Origin of the sequence: Roseburia sp. AM16-25 (assembly GCF_003473825.1) — a bacterium.
Classification (GTDB): domain Bacteria; phylum Bacillota; class Clostridia; order Lachnospirales; family Lachnospiraceae; genus Pararoseburia; species Pararoseburia lenta.
On record NZ_QUCW01000003.1, the window covers coordinates 382 to 21,650 of the forward strand.

Genomic DNA, 21,269 nt, shown 5'->3' on the forward strand with positions numbered 1-21,269 from the left:
CTTTTTATATCCGTTTTATCATCTGCATCGGCAGGTGATTTTTTATTGTGGTAAAAGATAGAAATATTAAAGAATTATTAAGAAGTCATGACAAGCGTTTACTTTCTATAGTAAATGCTATATGATATGGAAAATATGAAAGAGGTGATTTTATGCTGACAGCATTATTTATTATTGCATTTATCTGGTTTATGTGGAAAGTGATCGCGCTGGCGGTCAAGATGACATGGGGATTTTTAAAGATTGGTTTCTATATTATATTTTTGCCGATCGTAGTCATTGGACTTTTCCTGGGAGGGCTGATCTATATAGCCTTGCCGATCTTGATCATTGGCGGTATCATAGCCCTTGTAATATCAAAATAAGAAATCAGGTGTAAAAATGGCAAAGAAAGCAAAAGAAGAAAAGACAAATGTTATGCGTCTTTTAGAACAGGCAAAGGTAGAATATAAACATTATTCTTATGCAAATACAGATGCCATCAGTGGTGTAGAAGTGGCAGAGGTTTTGGGGCAGAATGTGGATAAAGTCTTTAAAACGCTGGTGACTGTGGGGAAAAGCGGCGAGCACTATGTTTTTGTTGTGCCGGTGGCAGAAGAACTGGATCTGAAAAAAGCAGCAAATGCGGTAGGAGAAAAGTCGATTGCCATGGTAAAGTCCAAAGAATTATTAGGACTTACCGGCTATATCCATGGTGGCTGCTCACCGATCGGTATGAAGAAATTCTTTCAGACAGTCATTCATCAAAGTGCAGAGGATTTTGATACGATCATCTTTAGCGGAGGCAAAATCGGCTATCAGGTGGAGGTGTCCTTAGAGGGCTTGCGCAAGGTCATAGCATTTACAACAACAGACATTATTGTCTAGGACATTATTTATCGAGTGGATTTTTTGAGGAAGTTAGTTCATTTTTTTATCATCATCAGGAAACTGGATTGTACTTTTTCTTTTGAACTCGTACAATGAGGACGTTGAGAGAAAACTACAATTTAGGAGGAATGCAGGATGAAGTTTTTTATTGATACAGCGAATGTAGATGACATCAGAAAAGCCAACGATATGGGTGTGATTTGTGGAGTGACGACCAATCCATCCCTGATCGCAAAAGAGGGCAGGGATTTTAATGAAGTCATCAAAGAGATCACATCTATCGTTGATGGACCGATCAGTGGTGAGGTAAAGGCTACAACCGTAGATGCAGAGGGAATGATCAAAGAAGGTAGAGAGATCGCAGCCATCCATCCAAACATGGTTGTTAAGATTCCTATGACTGTAGAAGGACTGAAGGCAGTAAAAGTTCTTTCCGCAGAAGGCATCAAGACAAATGTTACTTTAATCTTCACTGCAAATCAGGCACTTCTGGCAGCAGAAGCAGGGGCTACCTATGTATCTCCGTTCTTGGGAAGACTGGATGACATCAGCCAGCCGGGTATAGGCCTGATTGAAGACATCGTGACCATCTTTGATAATTATGGATATGACACAGAGATCATTGCAGCATCTATCCGCAACCCGATTCATGTTACGGATTGTGCACTTGCAGGAGCAGATATTGCAACTGTACCTTACAAGGTGATCGAGCAGATGACAAAGCATCCATTGACAGATGCCGGAATTGAGAAGTTCCAGGCAGATTACCGTGCTGTATTTGGTGACTAATATTTATAGATAAGTAAAACTGCGCATGACAGGTGTCGGCTGAGGCTGGCACCTGTTTCTGTTATAGCGTTTATTTGTCGAATTCGAGCGACTTTCGATGACAAAAGTCGTTCCATCATGTATAATAAGACGCAAACAAAGATGTTTATGGCATAAGATATTATATAAGGAGAAAACCATGGCATACGATTTTGAAAAGGAACGCAATGAGGCTATTGCTGCGGGCGAACGCGCATTAACATCACTTCGCGCGGCAAGGGAGGAACTTCGCTCTGCCGGAAACTGGGGTCTGGTTGATCTTTTTGGTGGAGGGATGATCAGTGGGCTTGTGAAACACTCAAAGATGGGGAATGCCCAGCGTTATATGGAGCAGGCTAAGTTAGATCTGCAAAGTTTTAGCAGGGAGTTGCAGGATATAAATATGACGCACAACCTTAATTTGAATGTGGGAGATTTCCTCACATTCGCAGATTTCTTTTTCGATGGACTGATTGCAGACTGGCTGGTACAGGATCGCATCAATGAAACCAAAAATCAGGTGGAAGATGCCATTCGTCAGGTGGAGGATATCGTAAGACGTTTGCGTATACTGTAGTTTATCGAGTATATGGGGGACTATTTTCTGGAATGGAGGATACAGATGGAATTTTGGATGAATTTAGTATTAAGTGATTGGATGTATTTATGGCTGGCGGTCATTGTTATCACGGCTGTAATAGAAATCATAACCGTAGGATTGACTTCTATCTGGATCTCCGGGGGAGCGCTGGCAGCGCTTATCGTGTGTTTGTGTGGCGGACATCCGGGCTTGCAGATCGCGGTATTTTTTGTTGTGACTTTTATCCTCTTGTATTTTACAAGACCATGGGCAAAAAAATATCTGGAGAGTCGAAAGGTTGCGACCAACTACGAGGAGTGCATCGGCAAGGAAGTGCGTGTCATTGAGGAAGTCGACAATCGCAAGGAAAGCGGAAAAGTCCTTTATAACGGTATGGAGTGGACAGCACGTGCTGAGGATGACGAGCAAATATATGCTGTAGATGAGGTGGCGGTCGTATCCGAGATCCGTGGTGTCAAGATGATCTTAAAGCGCAAGTAGCATATAAGGAAATAAGACAGAAAAAAGACGGTAGCATTTACACAGTGTGGGTGTTACCGTTTTTGTGTTATGACGACTGCTAATCAGAGCGAGATTTGCAGAGCGTATCTCGTCTCGGTTTGGTAAATAATAAAAAATTGCAAAAGAACAAGAAATTTTGAATGAAAAAGCAAATTTTTGAATAGGGATTTCTTCAAAATGCTCTATGATGTAGTTAGCAAAGAAGAATGTCAGCATTACACATTCAAATATAGAAAGAAACTACAAAAAGGAGAGCGAGTATGAGCAAGAAATTTACTTGGAATGAAAACTGGAAGTTCACAAAAGATGCTGTCACAGTATCTGATAAGACAACTTCCGCAGGAAACTGGGAGACATTGGATCTGCCACATACCTGGAATGGCGAGGACGGACAGGACGGTGGAAGCGATTATTATCGTGGAACCTGCTACTATGCAAAGAACCTTTCTAAGGCAGAGGTTGCTGAGGGCAAGGAAGTTTATATTGAGTTTGAAGCAGCAAACTCATCCGCAGAGTTATTCGTAAATGGCGAGTCTGTTGCAAAGCATGATGGCGGATATTCTACCTGGAGAGCCAACATCACACCATATTTAAAGGATGAAAACGAGATCGTGGTTGCTGTTGACAATGCACCAAATGATTATGTATATCCGCAGAATGCAGACTTTACCTTCTACGGCGGACTCTATCGTAAGGTATCTCTGATTTTAGTCGATGAGACACGCTTTGATCTGGACTATTACGGAAGTCCTGCCATTAAGGTAACACCGGAAGTGACAGGAGATGATGCCAAGATCACAACAGAGGTATATCTGACAAACGCAGGAAGTACAGAAGAACTGGTATTTACCATTACAGATGGAGACACAGTAGTTGATACCGTGACTGTATCAGCAGACAAGACAGAGGTAGAGCAGACCATCACAAATGTGCATCTCTGGAATGGACGTAAGGATCCACATCTTTATACCATGCATGTAGAGTTAAAGAAAAATGGTACAGTCGTTGATGAGAGAAGCACACGTTTCGGCTGCCGTACCTTTAAGGTTGACCCGGAAAAGGGATTTTTCTTAAATGGCGAGCATTATCCACTTCGTGGTGTATCCCGTCATCAGGACAGACCGCATATCGGTAATGCACTTACACCTGAGATGCATGAAGAAGATGCTAAGATCATTTATGAACTTGGCGCAACCACCATTCGTCTGGCACATTACCAGCATGACCAGCACTTCTACGATATGTGTGATGAGTTAGGATTTGTACTCTGGGCTGAGATCCCATATATTTCTGTGCATATGCCAAATGGACGTGAAAATACCATTTCACAGATGAAGGAACTGGTCGTACAGAATTACAACCATGCGTCTATTTTCTTCTGGGGACTTTCCAATGAGATCACCATGAAGGGTGCAAAGGATCCTGACCTTTTAGAGAACCATCATATCTTAAATGATATGGTTCATGAAATGGATAAGACAAGACTTACCACTATGGCGGTTATCTCCATGTGTGATATTTCAGAGAGCCAGTATATAGAGATCCCTGATCTGGTATCTTATAACCAGTATCTGGGATGGTACGGCGGAAAGATCGAGGAGAACGGACCATTTATGGATTCCTTCCATGAGATGTATCCAAATATCCCGATCGGTATGAGTGAGTACGGCGCAGAAGCCTACAAGTGGCATTCTTCTCACCCGGAGCAGGGCGATTATTCAGAAGAATATCAGGCACATTATCATGAAGAACTCATCAAGCAGCTCTATACCAGAGACTTTGTATGGGCTACACATGTTTGGAATATGTTTGACTTTGCAGCAGATGCCAGAGACGAGGGCGGATGCAAGGGTATGAACAACAAGGGTCTGGTTACCTTTGACCGTAAGTACAAAAAGGATTCCTTCTATGCTTACAAGGCATGGTTATCCGACGAACCGTTTGTTCATCTTTGCAGCAAGAATTATGTAGACCGTGATGAAGATGTTACGACCGTTAAGGTTTATTCTAATCTTCCTGAGGTAGAACTTTTTGCAAACGGAGAATCTGTAGGAAAGCAGACAGCAGAGGATCATTTCTTCTCCTTCACTGTTAAAAATGTAGGAGAATCTCAATTACTTGCAAAGGCAGGAGATTGTGAAGATACCGCTGTAATCAAAAAAGTAGACGAGCCAAATCCGGACTATCGTATGCCGGTAACAGGTGACGTGCTCAACTGGTTTGAGATCACTGCACCGGAAGGATATTTCTCTATCAACGATACCATGGGAGACATCATGGCAAATCCGGAAGGACAGAAGTTGATGGGCGGTCTGATGGCGAAGATGCAGGCAGGAAACCAGAATCCATCCGATGATGACCCACAGAAGGGTATGAAAGAATTAGCAAGCCAGATCGATCCGGCAGCAGCACAGAAGATGATGATGGGCTTCACCGTCAAGAGAATGCTTGGATTTGGTGCCGTTCCAAAGGAGCAGGTACTGGGTATCAATGCTATGCTGAATAAGATTAAGAAATAACACGCTTATATCAAATTCCTTTCCTAAATATAGGCGATCAACAGGATCGTTACCCCAATTATGAGAGAAGACACTCCGCATGAGAAAATCTTGTGCGGGGTGTTTTCTTGTATTTTTAAGAAGATAGAATATATAGATTTATGAAAAATGGATAAAATGAAGGCCTGATTTTATGGTAAAATGCCAGTAGAAAAGCAATGATAGAAAGATAGGTTTAGGAGGCACAAATGAAGATAGTATTTTTGGATCGAAAAACCATAGGAGAGGATATTGACCTTACAAAGTTCCATGCATTTGGTGATCTCGTGGAATATGATTTTTCTACAAGTCAGGAAATTCCGGCGCGTATAGAGGATGCAGACATCGTTATCACAAATAAATGTAACATGAATGAGGAAACGCTGGCGGGAGCCAAAAATCTGAAATTAATCTGTGTGACTGCAACTGGAACCAACAATCTGGATAAGGAATATCTGGAAAAGAGAAAGATCGCATGGCGCAATGTGGCAGGCTATTCGACCGAGACCGTGGCACAGCACACTTTTGCCCTGCTATTCTACCTATATGAGAATTTGGCATATTATGATGCTTATGTAAAAGAGGAAAAATATGTAAACGATAAGATGTTTACGCATTTTTCCAAGACATTTCACCAGTTGGCAGGAAAGACCTGGGGGATTATTGGACTTGGCGCGATCGGAAAACGTGTGGCTGAGATTGCGACTGTCTTTGGTTGTAAGGTACAGTATTTCTCGACTTCCGGTCGGAACCATGATAGTCAATATCAGGAAGTAGACTTGCAGACTTTATTGAAGACATCCGATATTGTTTCCATCCATGCGCCTTTGACGGATGACACCCTGCATTTGATCGGAGAAAAAGAACTTTCCCAGATGAAAGAGAGTGCTATTCTGATCAATGTTGGACGCGGACCGATCATCGTGGAAAAAGATCTGGCAGATGCACTGGATCGCGGAATTATCGCGGCGGCAGGGATTGACGTGCTTGATACAGAGCCGATGAGTGAGGACAATCCGCTGCGCCATATCAAAGACAGCACAAAACTCCTCATCACACCGCATATCGCATGGGCATCTGTGGAAGCACGTGTGCGCCTGATGGATATTATTTACGGGCAGATCAAGGAGTTTTTGGAAAAATAGTGAGGACAAAATTGATAGAACGATGATCTGGCATAAAGATTCTGATAGAATTACCTATGTATAAAGGAGACACTATGGACGAGAGATTAAAAAAGCAACTGGATTTTATTTTGGAGATTGATAAAGAGAAAAATATCCTGCGGCAAACGCATCTGTCCGGGCACGGCAGGAGAGAGAACGATTCGGAGCACGCATGGCATATGGCGATCATGGCATACCTCTTGCGCGATTATTCCAATGAGCCTGTGGATATTGCCAAGGTCATGCTCATGTGCCTGATCCATGATATTGTGGAGATTGATGCAGGTGATACTTACGCATATGATGCAGAAGGATTAAAGACACAAAAGGCGCGGGAAGATGCAGCCAAGGAGCGGATCTTTTCTCTTTTACCGGAGGATCAAAAGGAAGAACTGATCGCGCTTTTTGATGAATTTGAGGATTTTTCAACGGCGGAATCCAAGTTTGCACATGCCATGGATAATTTGCAGCCGCTTCTTTTAAATAACAGCAATGGCGGCGGTGACTGGAGAGAACACGGGGTAAGTGCCGAGCAGGTCTATGGCAGACAGAGAAAGACCGCGCTGGGATCTGAGAAATTGTATGAGGTGACAGATCATATCATCCGGGAACACGTAGAAAAAGGGAACCTGAAAAAGTAAGAAAATTAAAATAAAGCAGGGTATAATGATCGGCTTTTTCATATACAGAAATATTATCTTAAAGATGTTTTAACATATTGATAATGGAAGTCCTGTATTATAAGATAAATCGCCGTGTTCTTCCATGAAGGTATTTCTGGCGTGGTAAATATCTTCCATGGAGACATCGGCGCGCTCACAGACAGCACCAAAGTAAGCATGTATGCGGTCTGCAAAAACCGGAGCCGCCAGATCAAACAGGTCATAAAGACTTTCGGTACGCTTTTGGTCAGGATTCCAAGGGTTGTGCCATGTTTTGTGGCGGAAATTGCAAGGGTCCTTGTAGGCGTAGATCGTGTCACTTGGGATCATAGGTGAAATGACAGGAACCTTTACAAAAATGGCTTCCAAACGGCGGACAAGCCTTTTCTTGATGCCGGTCGGGTCATGCATCAGACGGGATTCTGTCTTCATGGCGCGAAAGGCACCGCGGATCTGCCATTTTGGCATGGCCGCATCCGGAAATACATTTGCAAGGGCAAAAGATAAGACCCTGGCGATCACACGGCTTTCCCTATTAGAAAGGGCAATGGTATCTCCCGGACGAAAATCTGTCGGCTTGCAATGCAGAAAATGTGAGATCATTTCCTGATCGATGCCGGTCTCTAAAAAGACATGACGACCAAAATCATAAAGTCCACCATTGCGGTCTTTATTTTGTAAATGGTGTGTCCGGTCAAAGATGTATGGATGACAGTAGGTGTCGAGCGTATAGTGACCCAAAAATCCGCAGATGTAAGCGTCCGCAATGATGCGTTCGCTATGCGAGGACAATTTATTCCGGGCATCGATCATAGCAATAAAAAATTGCAATGAAGAATTTTCGTGAATCAGGCTGGCGGCATTGTGGTCATAAAGCAGCCATGCCGGCAGGTAATAATAGAAGATGTCAGGTCCCTGCAAGCCCAGATTATAGGCATGTGGATGTAAGGACAGGATATGATATTCCTGATCTTCTTTAAGATGTGAAAGTGACTGTTGTCCAAAAAGGTAATGTGAGGCGAATCCTGGCATAATATGCGCTCCTTTCCGCTGTTATGAGCACTTAGATTTATATTTTAATTATACTTGAACAAACAAAATGTGGCAAACAAAGTATAGATTTTGTCAAGTCAGATATACAAATTCGCGAAAATGTATAATGCGACCATACACAGAAAATCTATTGTATATGTCAAAAAACCACGTTATTTCTTATACTAGCAAAGGTAAAAGACAAAGAAGAAAAAGAGGGAGGAAATTAGCATGGCTTCATTAGTTGAAAACGCACAGCACAAAGCAGAGAGAAAAGTTTTTGAGATAATGGTCAATGGTATCGTTGGTAAGTTGACAAAGACAGATGATATCGCAAAAAGACAGGAAACATTCCTTAATCTTATTGACAAGGCAGAGGCTTTCTGGGGAGAGGGCACAGATAAGGCAACACTGGATAAGGTTAGAGAGTATGTAAAGAATCCGGAGAACAGATGGGTAAAATTTGTGAACCGTGTTCTGGATGAGACAAACCCGAACTATGCTAAGAAATTCCTTCTGAATTTAGGATATGAAGCATTTTTCCGTGGAACAAAGACGATCAGAGCAAACCGTGAGAAGTACAACTGTAACATTCCTTGGCTGATCTTGTTTGATCCGACAGACGCATGTAACCTCCACTGTGTAGGATGCTGGTCTGGTACATATGGTCATAAGAACAACATGTCATACGAAGACATGGATAAGATCGTTACACAGGGTAAGGAACTTGGAACTTATCTTTACTTTATGACAGGTGGAGAACCTACCGTTCGTAAGGCTGATATTTTAAAACTTGCTGAGAAGCATAACGATTGTATGTTTGGTCTTTTCTCTAACTCTACATTGATCGATGAAGAGTTATGTAAGAAGATCGTAGAACTTGGAAATATTACATTCCTTCTTTCTATCGAAGGAACACCAGAGACAAACGATGGTCGTCGTGGTGAAGGACATTATGCAGCAGTTATGAAGGCAATGGATCTTTTGAAAGAATACGGTATCGTATTCGGTACTTCTATCTGCTACACCAGAGACAACGTTGAGGCAGTTACCGATGAGAAGTTCTTACGTTTCATCGCTGACAAGGGTGCTCGTTTCGGATTCTACTTCCATTACATGCCTGTAGGACAGAATGCAGCACCGGAATTGATGCCTACTTTAGAGCAGCGTGAAGAGATCATCAAGAAGATTCGTTGGGTTCGTACCGGTGACAATGATATCGGATTCTTCCCAATGGACTTCCAGAATGATGGAGAATTTGTTGGTGGATGTATCGCTGGTGGACGTAACTACTTCCACATCAATGCACAGGGTGATGCAGAGCCTTGCGTATTTATCCACTTCTCAGACTCTAACATCCATGACAAGTCAATCCTTGAGATGTTACAGAGCCCACTTTTCAAGGCATATCATGAAGGACAGCCATTTAACAGAAACCATCTGCGTCCATGCCCAATGCTTGAGAATCCAAAACTCTTAAGAGAAATGGTAAACAAGACCGGTGCTAAGGGAACAAACGCTGAGGCAGAGGAGACCGTTGAGCATCTTTGCTCTAAGTGCGATCACTATGCAGAAGAGTGGGGACCTGTTGCAGATCGTATCTGGGCAGAGCAGAAGCACAAGAAGCCTTCTTACGAGAACTATACAGAAGAAAAGAGAGAGCATCCGGAACTTGCAGCATTCGAGCATGCAGACGGATCTAATGGACTCAGAGACGAGGACATTCAGTAATTAAATCAGGTTATATTATTTGAAATATATAACAGCCCAACCCGGAAAGAGACTGGCAGACGCCAGTCTCTTTTTCATAGGAAAGCAGAATGCGACTTGCAGAAGATGTAAGAAAAAAATTATGCGTCAGATTTGATTGCTTCCGGTATTGCGAGAAATAATATTTATGAAATAGCATTTGCCTTTGATGGCAAGGAAGTCTTAGTGAAGGAAAGGCATGTGACGGCAAGTGACGATGTAGTATAAGCATGGAGCGATCTGTCGCCCACCATATCTTGTAGGTGAAAGATGGCGTAAACTACTAGTTTTTTTATTTGCTTCAAATGCATTGAAAGTTTAGTTGAAACGTATTACAATAAAACCTGTCGCTTCTTGACAGATTATAGACAGAAGCGCAGGTTTTATTACTTATAGAAGAATTTCGGGGAGACGAAAGCAGACAGATGTTTATTGGACGAAAGAAAGAACTGGAAGCGTTAAACGCATTTTATGAAGGAGATAAAGAAGCCCTTGCCTGTGTGAGTGGTGCGCTTGGTATGGGTAAGACGACACTTTTGCGTCATTTTGCAGATGGGAAAAAGGCAATCTATTTTCATGCTTATGAGACAACAGGAAAGCAGGAACTTTCCATGTTTACGCAGGTATTGGCAAAGGCAGATATAGCAGGCGTGGCAGCGGGAGAGGATACCGGAAAAAGAAGTGAGGCATCATTAGAAAACCTCTTAGATGCGATCACAGAAATAGCAAAGCAGGAAAAACTTTTGCTCGTGATCGATCAATATCCGAATTTTGTTAAGGCGGATGCCGATTTTGATGAAATCTTGTTTTCCTATGTGACGAGAGTTTGGCGGGATCTTCCGATCAAGCTTATCCTTTGCGGAGATGCCTTCCTTTTGATGGAGAAATATCTCTATGGAAAGAAAGCCAGATGGAAAGATACGATCGATCTGCATTTGAATCTGACCGGCATGGATTTTCTGGAGACAAAGCAGTTTTTCCCTGAGGCAGCAGGGGAAGATCTGGCACTCTACTATGGTATCAGTGGTGGAATCCCGGCGCAGATCCTGCGTATGCAGGGAAAGTCCGTAAAGGATGCGGCTGAGGTAATCTTCGCCGGAAATCCGGGACAGGCGGCACTTCTGCCGGAACAGGTCATGGGGATGGAACTCAGGGAGTTGTCCTATTATAATTGCATTTTATCGGCGATGGCGCAGGGCATGAACCGTGTCAATCAGTTATCCGCTGAGGTTGGCAAGCCAAAGGATGTTGTTGTTCCTTATCTGAATGCGCTGATGTCGATCGGTGTTGTCACAAAGCAGACGGCGATCACGGAGGAGACCAATCGCAAAAAAACGCGCTATTCTATCGTCAATAGCAACACGGTATTTTGGTATCGCTTTATCGTGCCGCATATGGATCTTTATGTAGCGGGAGAGTGGGATCTTTTGTGGAATACATATATTGTGCCGGATCTTGACAATTTTATGCAGCAGGTATTCATTGCTATGAGCAGAGAACATCTGGAAGAACGCAGCCGCAGAGGGCAGATGCCGTTTACGATCGAGCGTTCCGGTAACTGGTGGACCAATGATGATGAGGCAGGGACGACCGATGGATTTGATGTGGTATCGCTGGGTAAGACCGAGGGCAAGAGTGCGACGATTTTTACCCTGTGTTTCTATGAACAGCGCGAGATTGAGGTCGCGGAAGTTAAGTCAATGATTGAAAAGACTAAGCAGATGCATCGTGAGGGGGATGCCTTTTACGTTGTGTGTGCTAAAGATCGTTTCCATGAGAATGTGGAGACCGTTGCATCCACGATCAAGAATATTATCTTAGTGACACTGGATGAGGAGTGCAGGCTGGCATAGTGAGCGTATCTCCCATGAAAACTCAAAAATTTGCGTAAAATTGTATAAATTCTGCTATTGATAATAAAATGGGGTCATAGTAAAATTTTATCTGTAAGGTTTTTCTATGACCTTTTTGGTATGAGAACTTTATTAACTGCCGTGGGAGACTGCGGCATATCAAAAAATAGAGAGGATAAATGCAATGACAAATCTTGAATTACAAAAAGAAGCAGTGAAAGTCCGCAAGGGCATCATTGATGGTGTGCATGCTGCAAAAGCAGGACATCCGGGCGGATCTTTATCTGCCGCAGAAGTATTTACGTATCTGTACTTTGAAGAGATGAACATCGACCCAAAGGATCCAAAGAAGCCGGATCGTGATCGTTTCGTTTTATCTAAGGGACACACCGCACCTGGGCTTTATGCCGCACTTGCGAACAGAGGATATTTCCCGGTAGAAGACCTTCTGACACTGCGCCATATCGGATCCCACTTGCAGGGACATCCATGTATCCAGCATACACCGGGAGTTGACGCTTCCAGCGGATCTTTGGGACAGGGCATTTCTGTTGCTGTAGGTATGGCACTTTCCGCAAAACTTTCTAATGAGGATTATCGTGTGTACACGCTTCTGGGTGATGGCGAGATTCAGGAAGGACAGGTATGGGAGGCATCTATGTTTGCCGGATCACATCATCTGGACAACCTCTGCGTCATTGTAGATAATAACAATTTGCAGATTGATGGTACGATCGAGGAAGTTAATTCCCCATATCCGATCACAGACAAGTTTGCAGCATTCAACTTCCACGTGATTGCAGTCGAGGATGGCAATGATTTTGACCAACTTCGTGCAGCATTTGCGGAAGCAAGAGAGACAAAAGGTATGCCGACAGCAATCGTTATGAAGACAGTCAAGGGCAAGGGCGTTTCTTATATGGAAAATGCAGTAGGCTGGCATGGAAAGGCTCCAAATGACGAGGAGTATGCGATTGCAGTGGAAGAATTAAAGAAGGCGGAGGAAGCATTATGTCAGAAGTAAAGAAGATCGCGACAAGAGATAGTTATGGTAATGCGCTAGCAAGTCTTGGTAGAGAACATGAGAATTTAGTAGTTTTGGATGCAGACCTTGCAGCCGCTACGAAGACAGGTATTTTTAAGAAAGAATTCCCGGAACGCCACATTGATTGTGGTATCGCGGAAGCAAATATGATCGGTATTGCAGCAGGTCTTGCCAGCACAGGCAAGGTGCCATTCTGCTCTAGTTTTGCTATGTTTGCAGCAGGACGTACTTTTGAGCAGATCCGCAACTCTGTTGGATACCCACACCTGAATGTAAAGATCGGTGCGACACACGCCGGTATCTCCGTTGGAGAAGATGGCGCAACCCACCAGTGTAACGAGGATATCGCTTTAATGCGTACCATTCCGGGTATGACCATCATCAATCCATCCGATGATATTGAGGCAAAGGCAGCAGTCAAGGCAGCTTATGAAATGGAAGGACCGGTATATCTTCGTTTTGGTCGTCTGGCAGTGCCGGTCATCAACGACAGAGAGGATTACAAGTTTGAAATCGGTAAGGGTGTTGTGTTAAAAGAAGGTACAGACCTTACATTAATCGCAACCGGTCTTGAAGTAGCAGAATCTCTTGCAGCAGCAGAGAAATTAGAAGCAGAGGGTATCAGTGTTGAAGTAATCAATATGCATACCATTAAGCCACTTGACGTAGATTTAGTTGTACGTTCAGCAGCAAAGACAGGCAAGGTTGTTACGGTAGAAGAGCATTCAATTATTGGTGGTCTTGGAAGTGCAGTTGCAGAGGTACTTGCAGAAAAGCAGCCTGCTAAATTACTTCGTATTGGTGTAGAAGATCGCTTTGGCGAGTCTGGTCCAGCGTTAAAACTCCTTGAGAAGTATGAACTGGATGCAGCAGGTATCTACAAGAAGGTTAAGGCATTTTTATAAAATATAAAATAGGGATATTAAAAGCGGCTACAGATGGCTTGATATGAGGGGATTCCTCAAAGCCATTTGCAGCCGCTTTTTGTTGTGGAGGCGGGAAGTTATCGTTTGATTTTATACGCCTTATTCAATTTTTTATCGTATTCCGGTATTCTCCGGGAGTCATATCAAACGCTTTTTTAAAATGCTGAATAAAATTTGCCTCATTTGCAAATCCCACCATAATCCCGATTTTATAACAGGAAATATCCGTAGACTGCAATAACATCTGTGCCTGAAGCAACCGCAGATGTATGAGATATTCTCTGGGAGAAAAGCCTGTATATTTCTTAAATTGCCTGCATAAATGATATTTACTGATTCCTGTAAATTCTGCCATGGCTTCTAACGTAATATCCTGCGCAAAGTGATGTTCCAGGTAATTTTGAAGAAGACTGATCGTATCCGGTATTTCTTCCGTATTCTTAAATTCTTTCAGGCATTCTAAAATATGAAAGAGCATTTTCTCCAATTCAAAAGAAATATAAAAATCACGATTGATCATCGGTTCGTTTTGCATTCTCAGAATTTTCTCTAATTGTGTTTGAAAAGAATTTTGCTGTGTGCAGTGAAATACAGGTGGTTTATTTGCAAAATTTTCGTTGTAAAAAAGCGCAGATTGACCTCCCCAAAAGTGCAGATCAGAATGGCACCAGTGATTGCCCATGGTTTTGTAGAATTGTGCTTCTCTACAGTCGATGATAAAACCGTCTCCTTTTCTCAACGTATAACGCTGTCCCCTGTAAATCAGTTCCCCCATTCCCTCATAGGTATACAGTAGCAGAAAGGATGGGTAATTACTGCGTTTTGTATAGTAAGAAGCTCCTGTGTCCATATAAGAAAAAGACTGTAGATACATTAAGTGTTTTTGCTTTTCCCGGGACAGTGGATGCTGCAGAAGATAACAGGATTTTCCATCAATACAGAATGCTGTGTCTTCTGCCGGAGGAAGATGGTGTTTCTTCGCCATTTTCTGATAAGCCTCATCTTCCAGTACCTCCTGATTTTCTCCATCTGCCTGATGAGTAAAGAAATAAATATGTTCAAACATATATATGCCTCCTTAAAAAACAGCAATTTTCAATAGTCATGTAGCAATAAAACATCTAAAATCAATGTATAAATTATACTATAATGAAGCAAATAATGAAAGGAGAATGCTGAAATGTTAGTTAAAAATCTGAAAGTGCTTCACATGGAAAAACCTCTCGCTATCGATGTTGTGCCGTATTTTTCCTGGATGATGGAAAGTGATATTCCGAATACCATGCAGGAGTCTTATCAGCTCACAATAAAGGATACTGCGGGGAACTGCATATATGACTCGGGGGTTGTTGAAAGCAGCAGCAACGCTTATATTCCGTATAAAGGAGCAAAATTACAGAGTAGAATGAGGTATCTATGGACTGTGCGTGTTTCGGATAATCACGGAAATACTGCGACTGCCACATCTTCTTTTGAGACAGGTCTTTTATCAGAAAGTGACTGGTCTGCAAAATGGGTGAAGGCTCACAGAAGAGGCAAAAAAGGAAAGCCAGGATTTGGGAAACAACAGCCTGCCACTCTTTTTCGCAAACAATTTGCACTAAAAGATAAACCTGTGAAAGCCCGTCTGTATGCTACCTGTCATGGTACTTATGAATTATACCTGAATGGCAGCCGGGCAGATTCCCGTCTTTTAGCTCCGGAACATACCGTTTATGAGAAATATCTGTGCTACCAGACGTATGATGTGACAGAGCAGTTGACAGAAGGTTCGAATGCCATTGGCATGCATGTGGGGGATGGATGGTATTTATGTCCTCAGTCATTGCCCAATATGAAAAAAATGGACTATGCACATGCAATACTCTTTCAGTTGGAAATTACTTACCCGGATGGTTCAATGGATATGATTATCTCTGACGAGGATGTGAAATGTTCCAACGGTCCCGTTCTGTCTGCGGATTTGTATGCAGGAGAATATTATGATGCGAATAAGCAGATAAAAAACTGGAATTGTGCAGACTTTATGGATTCCGGATGGACTTCCTGCATGGAAGCAAATTATGGATATGAGAATCTGGTTTCTCAGATTGGAGAACCCGTCGTGATCGTGAAGGAACTTCCTGTTTCCCGACTGACGAAAAGTCCGAAAGGAGAATGGATTCTGGATTTTGGACAGAATATTGCGGGATTTGTCCGTATGAAGGTAAATGCTCCAAAGGGAACACAGATTACCTTAGAACATTGTGAGATACTGGACAAGCAGGGAAATTTCTTTAACAATATTCAGGGAGCCGGCGGCGTGGGAAAAGGTGTTGACCAGAAGGATGTTTATGTCTGTGATGGAACTTCAGCCACTTATGAACCTCATTTTACATACCATGGTTTCCGCTATGTGCGTGTGACCGGAATTGAGCCAAAAGCAGAAGATTTTACGGCATGTGTCGTATCAACAGAAAAGGAAAATCTCGGTACTTTTAAGACATCAGATGAACGTCTGAATCGTCTCTACGAAAATATCAGATGGTCTCAATGCGCTAATATGCTTTCTGTGCCGACAGACTGCCCGCAGCGGGAAAAAGCAGGATGGACAGGAGATATGCTTGTCTATTCCAGAACAGCTCTTCTGAACGAAGACTGCACCGCTTTCTTTACCCGTTGGCTGTACAATATGGAATGTGATCAGGATGAGTATGGCATTATTCCCATGGTAGTTCCGCAGGATGGAAATTATCCATCTATGGGCAAACTGATGAGTATGATGTATGGGGTAAAAGGTTCCGGAACTTCTTCCGGCTGGGGGGATGCTGCTGTGGTTGTTCCGTATTCTATGTATGAGATTACAGGAAATACAGATATCCTGAGACAACAGTATTATTGTATGAGACGCTGGTGTGACTATATCATTCTTCAGGCAGCATCCAATAAACCAAAAGACAGTACCCTCCCTGATGATATTGAGAAATATCTCTGGGATACCGGTTATCACTATGGAGAATGGTTGATTCCAAGTCAGAGCAAAAATGGTCTGGATATGAAAAATCTGAAAAATATTATGAGTATGAGTTCCTGCTACACAGCTCCGATTTTCGGGTGGAATTCGGTTCATACTTTTGCGAAGATTGCTGAAATTCTTTCTGAAGAGACCGATGACAACATTTTATATTTGTCTGACATGAAAAAATATCAGGATATTGCGGATCGCATGAAGGAAGCCATTCAAAAAGGTGTTATAAAAGAAGATGGTTCTATGCCTTCGGATCTGATGGGAGCATATGTACTTCCAATTTATTTCAATCTGGTTCCGAAAGAACATAAAGAGACTTTTGCTGGAAATCTTGTAAAGTCTGTTGAGAATAACGATATGTGCATGGATACAGGATTTCTGACCACGCCGTATCTGCTTGATGCACTATGCAAAATCGGACGAATAGATCTCGCTTATACGCTGCTGTGGCAGTCAAAAAAGCCTTCCTGGTTATACGAGGTAGATGCGGGCGGCACAACGATATGGGAAAACTGCAATGGCTATGATGATGACGGAAATCCAGGTAACTTAAGCTTTAATCACTATGCATTTGGTGCTGTTGCAGACTGGATCTTCCGCACAGTAGGAGGTATTGATACAAAGGTTGCCGGTTTTAAACACCTTCGTATTGCACCGAAGCCGGATGGAAAGATTCGTTCCAGCAGCAGAAGTTACAGAACGGAGCAGGGTACAGTAGTCTGTGAATGGAATATAACAAAATCTGAGAAGAAAAATATTTTTTCATTGCACACGGTAGTTCCATGTAATACAGTTGCAACGATCGAATTACCGGATGGTACTGTTCATGACGTAGGAAGTGGAGAATATAGATATGAAGTCGAAACATCCTTATAGTAAAGAATTGAAAAGAGCCATAAGTTTTAGCAATATAGATCTGGAAGAAAAAATAAGAGACGGCAGTCTGGCAAAAGTTGCCGGTTTTTTAAATAAGCAGGTCTCCTCATATAAGAGCAAAATAGCAAAAGTCAGAAAGGATACCTATCATTCTTTTGATCAAAAAGGAAGCCTATACCATTCCTATGAAAAATGAGTTACATGATTTGCCGCCTGCTTATATAGAACCACAGCAATTTGATACCTTGCGGGATGAGGCAATTGTTTACGCCAATAAGTTAAAAAATGCCGGAGTAGACGTAGATTTAAATGTAATATCAGGCTCTTATCATGGATTTGATGCAGATTTAAAGAGCCCTCTTGTAAAAAGAGTTTTTGAGAAACGATATGAAGTGATACGAAAGTTTATACAATAAAGTAAGAGCCATGGAGATTTTTTTCCATGGCTTATACTTTATTTGATCAATGCGGATCTTTATCAGCATATGACGACGGCAAAGGTCAAGGTTGTCATAGTAGAAGAGCATTCGATTGTTGGAGGCTGGGAAACGAGTATATTCTGGCGCTGTATAAAAATAATAAATCTGTGGAAAAATAATCCATAAAAAATGAGGAAAGAAGAGGAATGATATGGATTATTTAGAAATTGAAAAAGTGGTAGGAAGGGAAATCTTAGATTCCAGAGGAAATCCAACTGTTGAGGCGGAAGTACATCTTATGGATGGAACGGTAGCTCGCGCAGCAGCACCGAGTGGCGCTTCTACTGGGGAATTTGAGGCATTAGAACTGCGTGATGGTGATGAAAAGCGATATAGTGGCAAAGGTGTTTTGCAGGCGGTAGGACACATTAACGATGAAATTAACGATACCATAAAGGGTATGGATGCTTCGGACATTTATGCGATTGATCGTGCCATGATGGAGGCGGACGGCACGGAGGACAAGTCTCGTTTTGGGGCAAATGCTATTCTTGCCGTATCGATTGCCTGCTGTCGTGCAGCGGCAAAAGCACAGGCTATTCCGCTGTATCGTTTCTTAGGGGGCGCTTATGGCAGACGTATGCCGGTGCCGATGATGAATATTGTAAATGGGGGCGTACATGCGCCGACCTCAGGGCTGGATGTGCAGGAATTCATGATCATGCCGGTGGGGGCAGATTCTTTTCGTGAGGGTCTGCGCTGGTGTGCAGAGGTCTTTCATGCACTGGCATCCCTTTTGCGGGAAAAAGGCATGACGACTTCTGTGGGCGATGAAGGTGGTTTTGCGCCGGAATTGTCATCGGACGAGGAAGCAATCGAAACGATCATGGAGGCAGTGGAGCGTGCCGGATATGAGATGGGCGCGCATTTTAAGATAGCCATGGATGCGGCATCCTCCGAATGGAAATGCACAGCAGACTGCTTTCATGAAGATACCGTTGTCAGCAGCAGTGGGCAGATATTGTATCATTTGCCGAAGACAGGTGTGGATTATACCACAGATCAGTTGATCGCGCATTGGAAGGAACTGGTAGAAAAATATCCGATCGTATCTATAGAGGATCCCTTGGACGAGGAAGATTGGGAAGGCTGGCAGAAATTGACCATAGAACTTGGGGATAAGGTACAACTGGTGGGGGATGATCTCTTTGTGACCAATACCAACCGCCTGCAAAAAGGAATTGCCGGGGGATGCGGCAATGCCATCCTGATAAAATTGAACCAGATTGGAAGCGTCTCAGAGACACTGGATGCAATCCGGCTGGCACAGGAAGCGGGTTATCGGGCGATTGCATCGCACCGGTCCGGAGAAACAGAGGACACAACGATCGCAGATCTGGCGGTTGCCATGAATACCGGGCAGATCAAGACAGGTGCGCCAAGCAGAAGTGAACGTGTGGCAAAATATAATCGTCTGCTCCGCATAGAGGAAGAACTGCATGGATAGAGCAACATGGCATAAAACGTGACATCGGCTGTGCTTAGTCATGTTGGAAAAGTGTATAAGGATTCTACAATGAAGTCACAAAAAAGCAACACGTGTATTAAAACACGCAGAAGGAGGAGAACAAATGCGATTAGAAAAGAAAGCGACTATGGAGAATGCAAAGGAACTTCGTATCGAAGCGATGGAAAAAGACACCATACTTGGAAAGAATGCAGAAAGAATTTTGAAGATATAAAAAAATCCCAGACGTGTCGTGCGTCTGGGATTTTTCACATAATAGGCACATTCTTTTTATGCATCCATACGGCGGATATACTGCATGAAGAAAGAAACACCCGGAAGGATCTGGTCAATCGGGAACCGCTCATTGGTAGAATGCGGTGTATGTGTCAGTTCTGATGGCAATGAAAACGGCGAAAAACGATAAAGATTTTCACAAACGCACTCATAATGGTAAGAGTCTGTGCAGGCTGTCAGCAAGTATGGTGTGCAAAAAGCATTTTCTTGGCCTTCGGCAAAAATAGCGTCGATGGTATGGAAAGCCTGCGTGTCGATCGGGGAAACGGCACTTGCTTCTTTTCCCTTGATCAGGCGGATGCTTGCGTCGTAATCTTTTGCCAGATCCTCCAAATGCGCTTGTACGGAAGCCAGCGTATCCCCCTGCAAAAGGCGGAAATTGATCACACAACTTGCGGATTCCGGAAGTACATTCGGCGCTGGAGACGCAGATGCCATGGTTACAGCAGTGGATGTCTGTACCATGGATGCCGTAAAGGAATTGCCCTTCATGGCTTTTGCAAGGATTGATTTTAATATGCCCGGATGTTTTAAAATTGTCCCGATTGGGGAAGTCATATGGCTTCCGATGGTGGAAAACATAGACAGGACCGGACTGGTAAAGCGCGCCTCAAACGGATGATTTTCAATCTTGGTGATAAGTTCTGCCAAGAGACCGAGTGCGGTATGCTTTGGCGGGAAAGAGGAATGTCCGCCCTGCCCTTTGACCGTGATCTCATAGTCGGCATAGCCTTTTTCTGCGACACCAACCATGGTCACATGGGCATCCAGCAGTTTTTTGGCATGCACATCCATAGAGCCGCCGCCTTCATCCAGGATGCTGTCAAAGTGGATGCCACGCTCGTGGAGAAGTGCTGCAATTTTTTTGGCCCCATTGTCCTTGCCTGCAACAATTTCCTCGTTGTAGTCGAGGCATACATAGACGTCACGCTTTGGCGCATAGCCTTCTTCCAGCAGAGTCTCGATAGCCTCGATGATGCAGAGCAGATGACTTTTCATATCCAGTGCGCCTCTGCCCCAGATAAAAGTCCCGTCGTTAGCACCGGAAAATGGTGGATTTGTCCAGTCGTTCTCAGTTCCCGGAGCAATGGGAACAACATCCTGATGCGCCAGAAATCCAATCGGATCCAAGGAAGCATCGCTGCCTTTCCAGTGCAGGATCAGTCCGGCACGACCGACTTCTTCTACCTCCAAGGTCGAAAAAGTCTTAGGATATGCGTCGCGCAGGAATTGATGAAATTCTGCAAAAGCAGACCAATCCGTATCATCTTCATTTTCATGGGAGACCGTAGCGATCTGAATGGCGCGGCTGAGATTTTGGGCAAAACGCGCTTCATTAATATTCTCAAACTTCATATCTATCACCTCATTTATTGATATTTACAACAAGCCTTTATAGTATTTCTGGATAATA

At 43.2% G+C, this 21,269-nt stretch carries 19 protein-coding genes; 16 read left to right on the forward strand and 3 right to left on the reverse strand.

The features are described 5' to 3' along the window. Window positions 1–152: 152 nt before the first annotated feature. The 8 genes from DW183_RS07485 to DW183_RS07520 all read left to right on the forward strand — a co-directional run bounded on the left by DW183_RS07485 (window position 153) and on the right by DW183_RS07520 (window position 7,123). Entirely contained in the window at window positions 153–365 is a 213-nt protein-coding gene (locus tag DW183_RS07485) for a hypothetical protein (protein ID WP_118281380.1), read from the forward strand. A 16-nt stretch (window positions 366–381) separates the two neighbouring features. Further along, window positions 382–867: a Cys-tRNA(Pro) deacylase gene (gene ybaK / locus DW183_RS07490; protein WP_199649420.1), complete on the forward strand. Its 486-nt coding sequence runs from the start codon at window positions 382–384 to the stop codon at window positions 865–867. Window positions 868–1,005: 138 nt separating this feature from the next. Further along, window positions 1,006–1,659 carry a fructose-6-phosphate aldolase gene (fsa, locus tag DW183_RS07495; protein WP_118281381.1) on the forward strand — a complete coding sequence of 218 codons (654 nt, stop codon included), beginning with the start codon at window positions 1,006–1,008 and terminating at the stop codon, window positions 1,657–1,659. Window positions 1,660–1,837: 178 nt separating this feature from the next. After that, window positions 1,838–2,254, forward strand: coding sequence for a hypothetical protein (locus DW183_RS07500; protein ID WP_118281382.1), 417 nt, complete (start codon window positions 1,838–1,840; stop codon window positions 2,252–2,254). A 45-nt stretch (window positions 2,255–2,299) separates the two neighbouring features. Then, window positions 2,300–2,758 (forward strand): NfeD family protein, encoded by a 459-nt coding sequence (locus DW183_RS07505; protein ID WP_243069542.1) that lies wholly within the window; start codon window positions 2,300–2,302, stop codon window positions 2,756–2,758. 281 nt (window positions 2,759–3,039) lie between these two features. Then, complete coding sequence (locus tag DW183_RS07510; protein WP_118281383.1) at window positions 3,040–5,298, forward strand: glycoside hydrolase family 2 protein; 2,259 nt, start codon at window positions 3,040–3,042, stop codon at window positions 5,296–5,298. 227 nt (window positions 5,299–5,525) lie between these two features. Next, the gene (locus DW183_RS07515) at window positions 5,526–6,461 is read left to right on the forward strand and encodes a D-2-hydroxyacid dehydrogenase (protein WP_118281384.1); all 936 of its coding nucleotides are present in this window, start codon (window positions 5,526–5,528) and stop codon (window positions 6,459–6,461) included. 74 nt (window positions 6,462–6,535) lie between these two features. Continuing rightward, window positions 6,536–7,123 carry an HD domain-containing protein gene (locus DW183_RS07520; protein WP_118281385.1) on the forward strand — a complete coding sequence of 196 codons (588 nt, stop codon included), beginning with the start codon at window positions 6,536–6,538 and terminating at the stop codon, window positions 7,121–7,123. A 69-nt stretch (window positions 7,124–7,192) separates the two neighbouring features. Here the strand turns inward: DW183_RS07520 and DW183_RS07525 are convergent, their stop codons facing one another. After that, window positions 7,193–8,176: a zinc dependent phospholipase C family protein gene (locus DW183_RS07525; protein ID WP_118281386.1), complete on the reverse strand. Its 984-nt coding sequence runs from the start codon at window positions 8,174–8,176 to the stop codon at window positions 7,193–7,195. Window positions 8,177–8,407: 231 nt separating this feature from the next. Here DW183_RS07525 and DW183_RS07530 point away from each other — a divergent pair, with 231 nt between their 5' ends. The 4 genes from DW183_RS07530 to DW183_RS07545 all read left to right on the forward strand — a co-directional run bounded on the left by DW183_RS07530 (window position 8,408) and on the right by DW183_RS07545 (window position 13,728). After that, window positions 8,408–9,907, forward strand: coding sequence for a radical SAM protein (locus tag DW183_RS07530; protein ID WP_118281387.1), 1,500 nt, complete (start codon window positions 8,408–8,410; stop codon window positions 9,905–9,907). Window positions 9,908–10,350: 443 nt separating this feature from the next. Next, entirely contained in the window at window positions 10,351–11,778 is a 1,428-nt protein-coding gene (locus DW183_RS07535; protein ID WP_118281388.1) for an ATP-binding protein, read from the forward strand. Between the two features lie 166 nt (window positions 11,779–11,944). Further along, entirely contained in the window at window positions 11,945–12,802 is an 858-nt protein-coding gene (locus DW183_RS07540; RefSeq protein WP_256386608.1) for a transketolase, read from the forward strand. Further along, a complete protein-coding gene (locus tag DW183_RS07545) occupies window positions 12,790–13,728 on the forward strand; it encodes a transketolase family protein (protein ID WP_118281390.1) in 939 nt (312 codons plus the stop codon). Before DW183_RS07540 ends, DW183_RS07545 begins: the two co-directional genes overlap by 13 nt. A gap of 124 nt (window positions 13,729–13,852) precedes the next feature. On the opposite strand, the gene DW183_RS07550 is transcribed toward DW183_RS07545, so the two are convergent. After that, window positions 13,853–14,815, reverse strand: a complete 963-nt coding sequence (locus DW183_RS07550) for an AraC family transcriptional regulator (protein ID WP_118281391.1) — start codon at window positions 14,813–14,815, stop codon at window positions 13,853–13,855. A 114-nt stretch (window positions 14,816–14,929) separates the two neighbouring features. On the opposite strand from DW183_RS07550, the gene DW183_RS07555 reads away from it, so the two are divergent. The 4 genes from DW183_RS07555 to eno all read left to right on the forward strand — a co-directional run bounded on the left by DW183_RS07555 (window position 14,930) and on the right by eno (window position 19,558). Next, complete coding sequence (locus DW183_RS07555) at window positions 14,930–17,632, forward strand: alpha-L-rhamnosidase (protein ID WP_118281392.1); 2,703 nt, start codon at window positions 14,930–14,932, stop codon at window positions 17,630–17,632. Further along, window positions 17,610–17,828: a hypothetical protein gene (locus tag DW183_RS07560; protein WP_118281393.1), complete on the forward strand. Its 219-nt coding sequence runs from the start codon at window positions 17,610–17,612 to the stop codon at window positions 17,826–17,828. Before DW183_RS07555 ends, DW183_RS07560 begins: the two co-directional genes overlap by 23 nt. Continuing rightward, the gene (locus DW183_RS07565) at window positions 17,818–18,048 is read left to right on the forward strand and encodes an alpha/beta hydrolase (RefSeq protein ID WP_118281394.1); all 231 of its coding nucleotides are present in this window, start codon (window positions 17,818–17,820) and stop codon (window positions 18,046–18,048) included. The genes DW183_RS07560 and DW183_RS07565 overlap by 11 nt, the downstream gene beginning before the upstream one ends. Window positions 18,049–18,262: 214 nt before the next feature. Then, window positions 18,263–19,558 (forward strand): phosphopyruvate hydratase, encoded by a 1,296-nt coding sequence (gene eno / locus DW183_RS07570; protein WP_118281395.1) that lies wholly within the window; start codon window positions 18,263–18,265, stop codon window positions 19,556–19,558. A gap of 291 nt (window positions 19,559–19,849) precedes the next feature. On the opposite strand, the gene DW183_RS07575 is transcribed toward eno, so the two are convergent. Beyond that, window positions 19,850–21,211, reverse strand: a complete 1,362-nt coding sequence (locus DW183_RS07575; RefSeq protein ID WP_118281396.1) for a M20/M25/M40 family metallo-hydrolase — start codon at window positions 21,209–21,211, stop codon at window positions 19,850–19,852. Window positions 21,212–21,269: the final 58 nt, after the last annotated feature.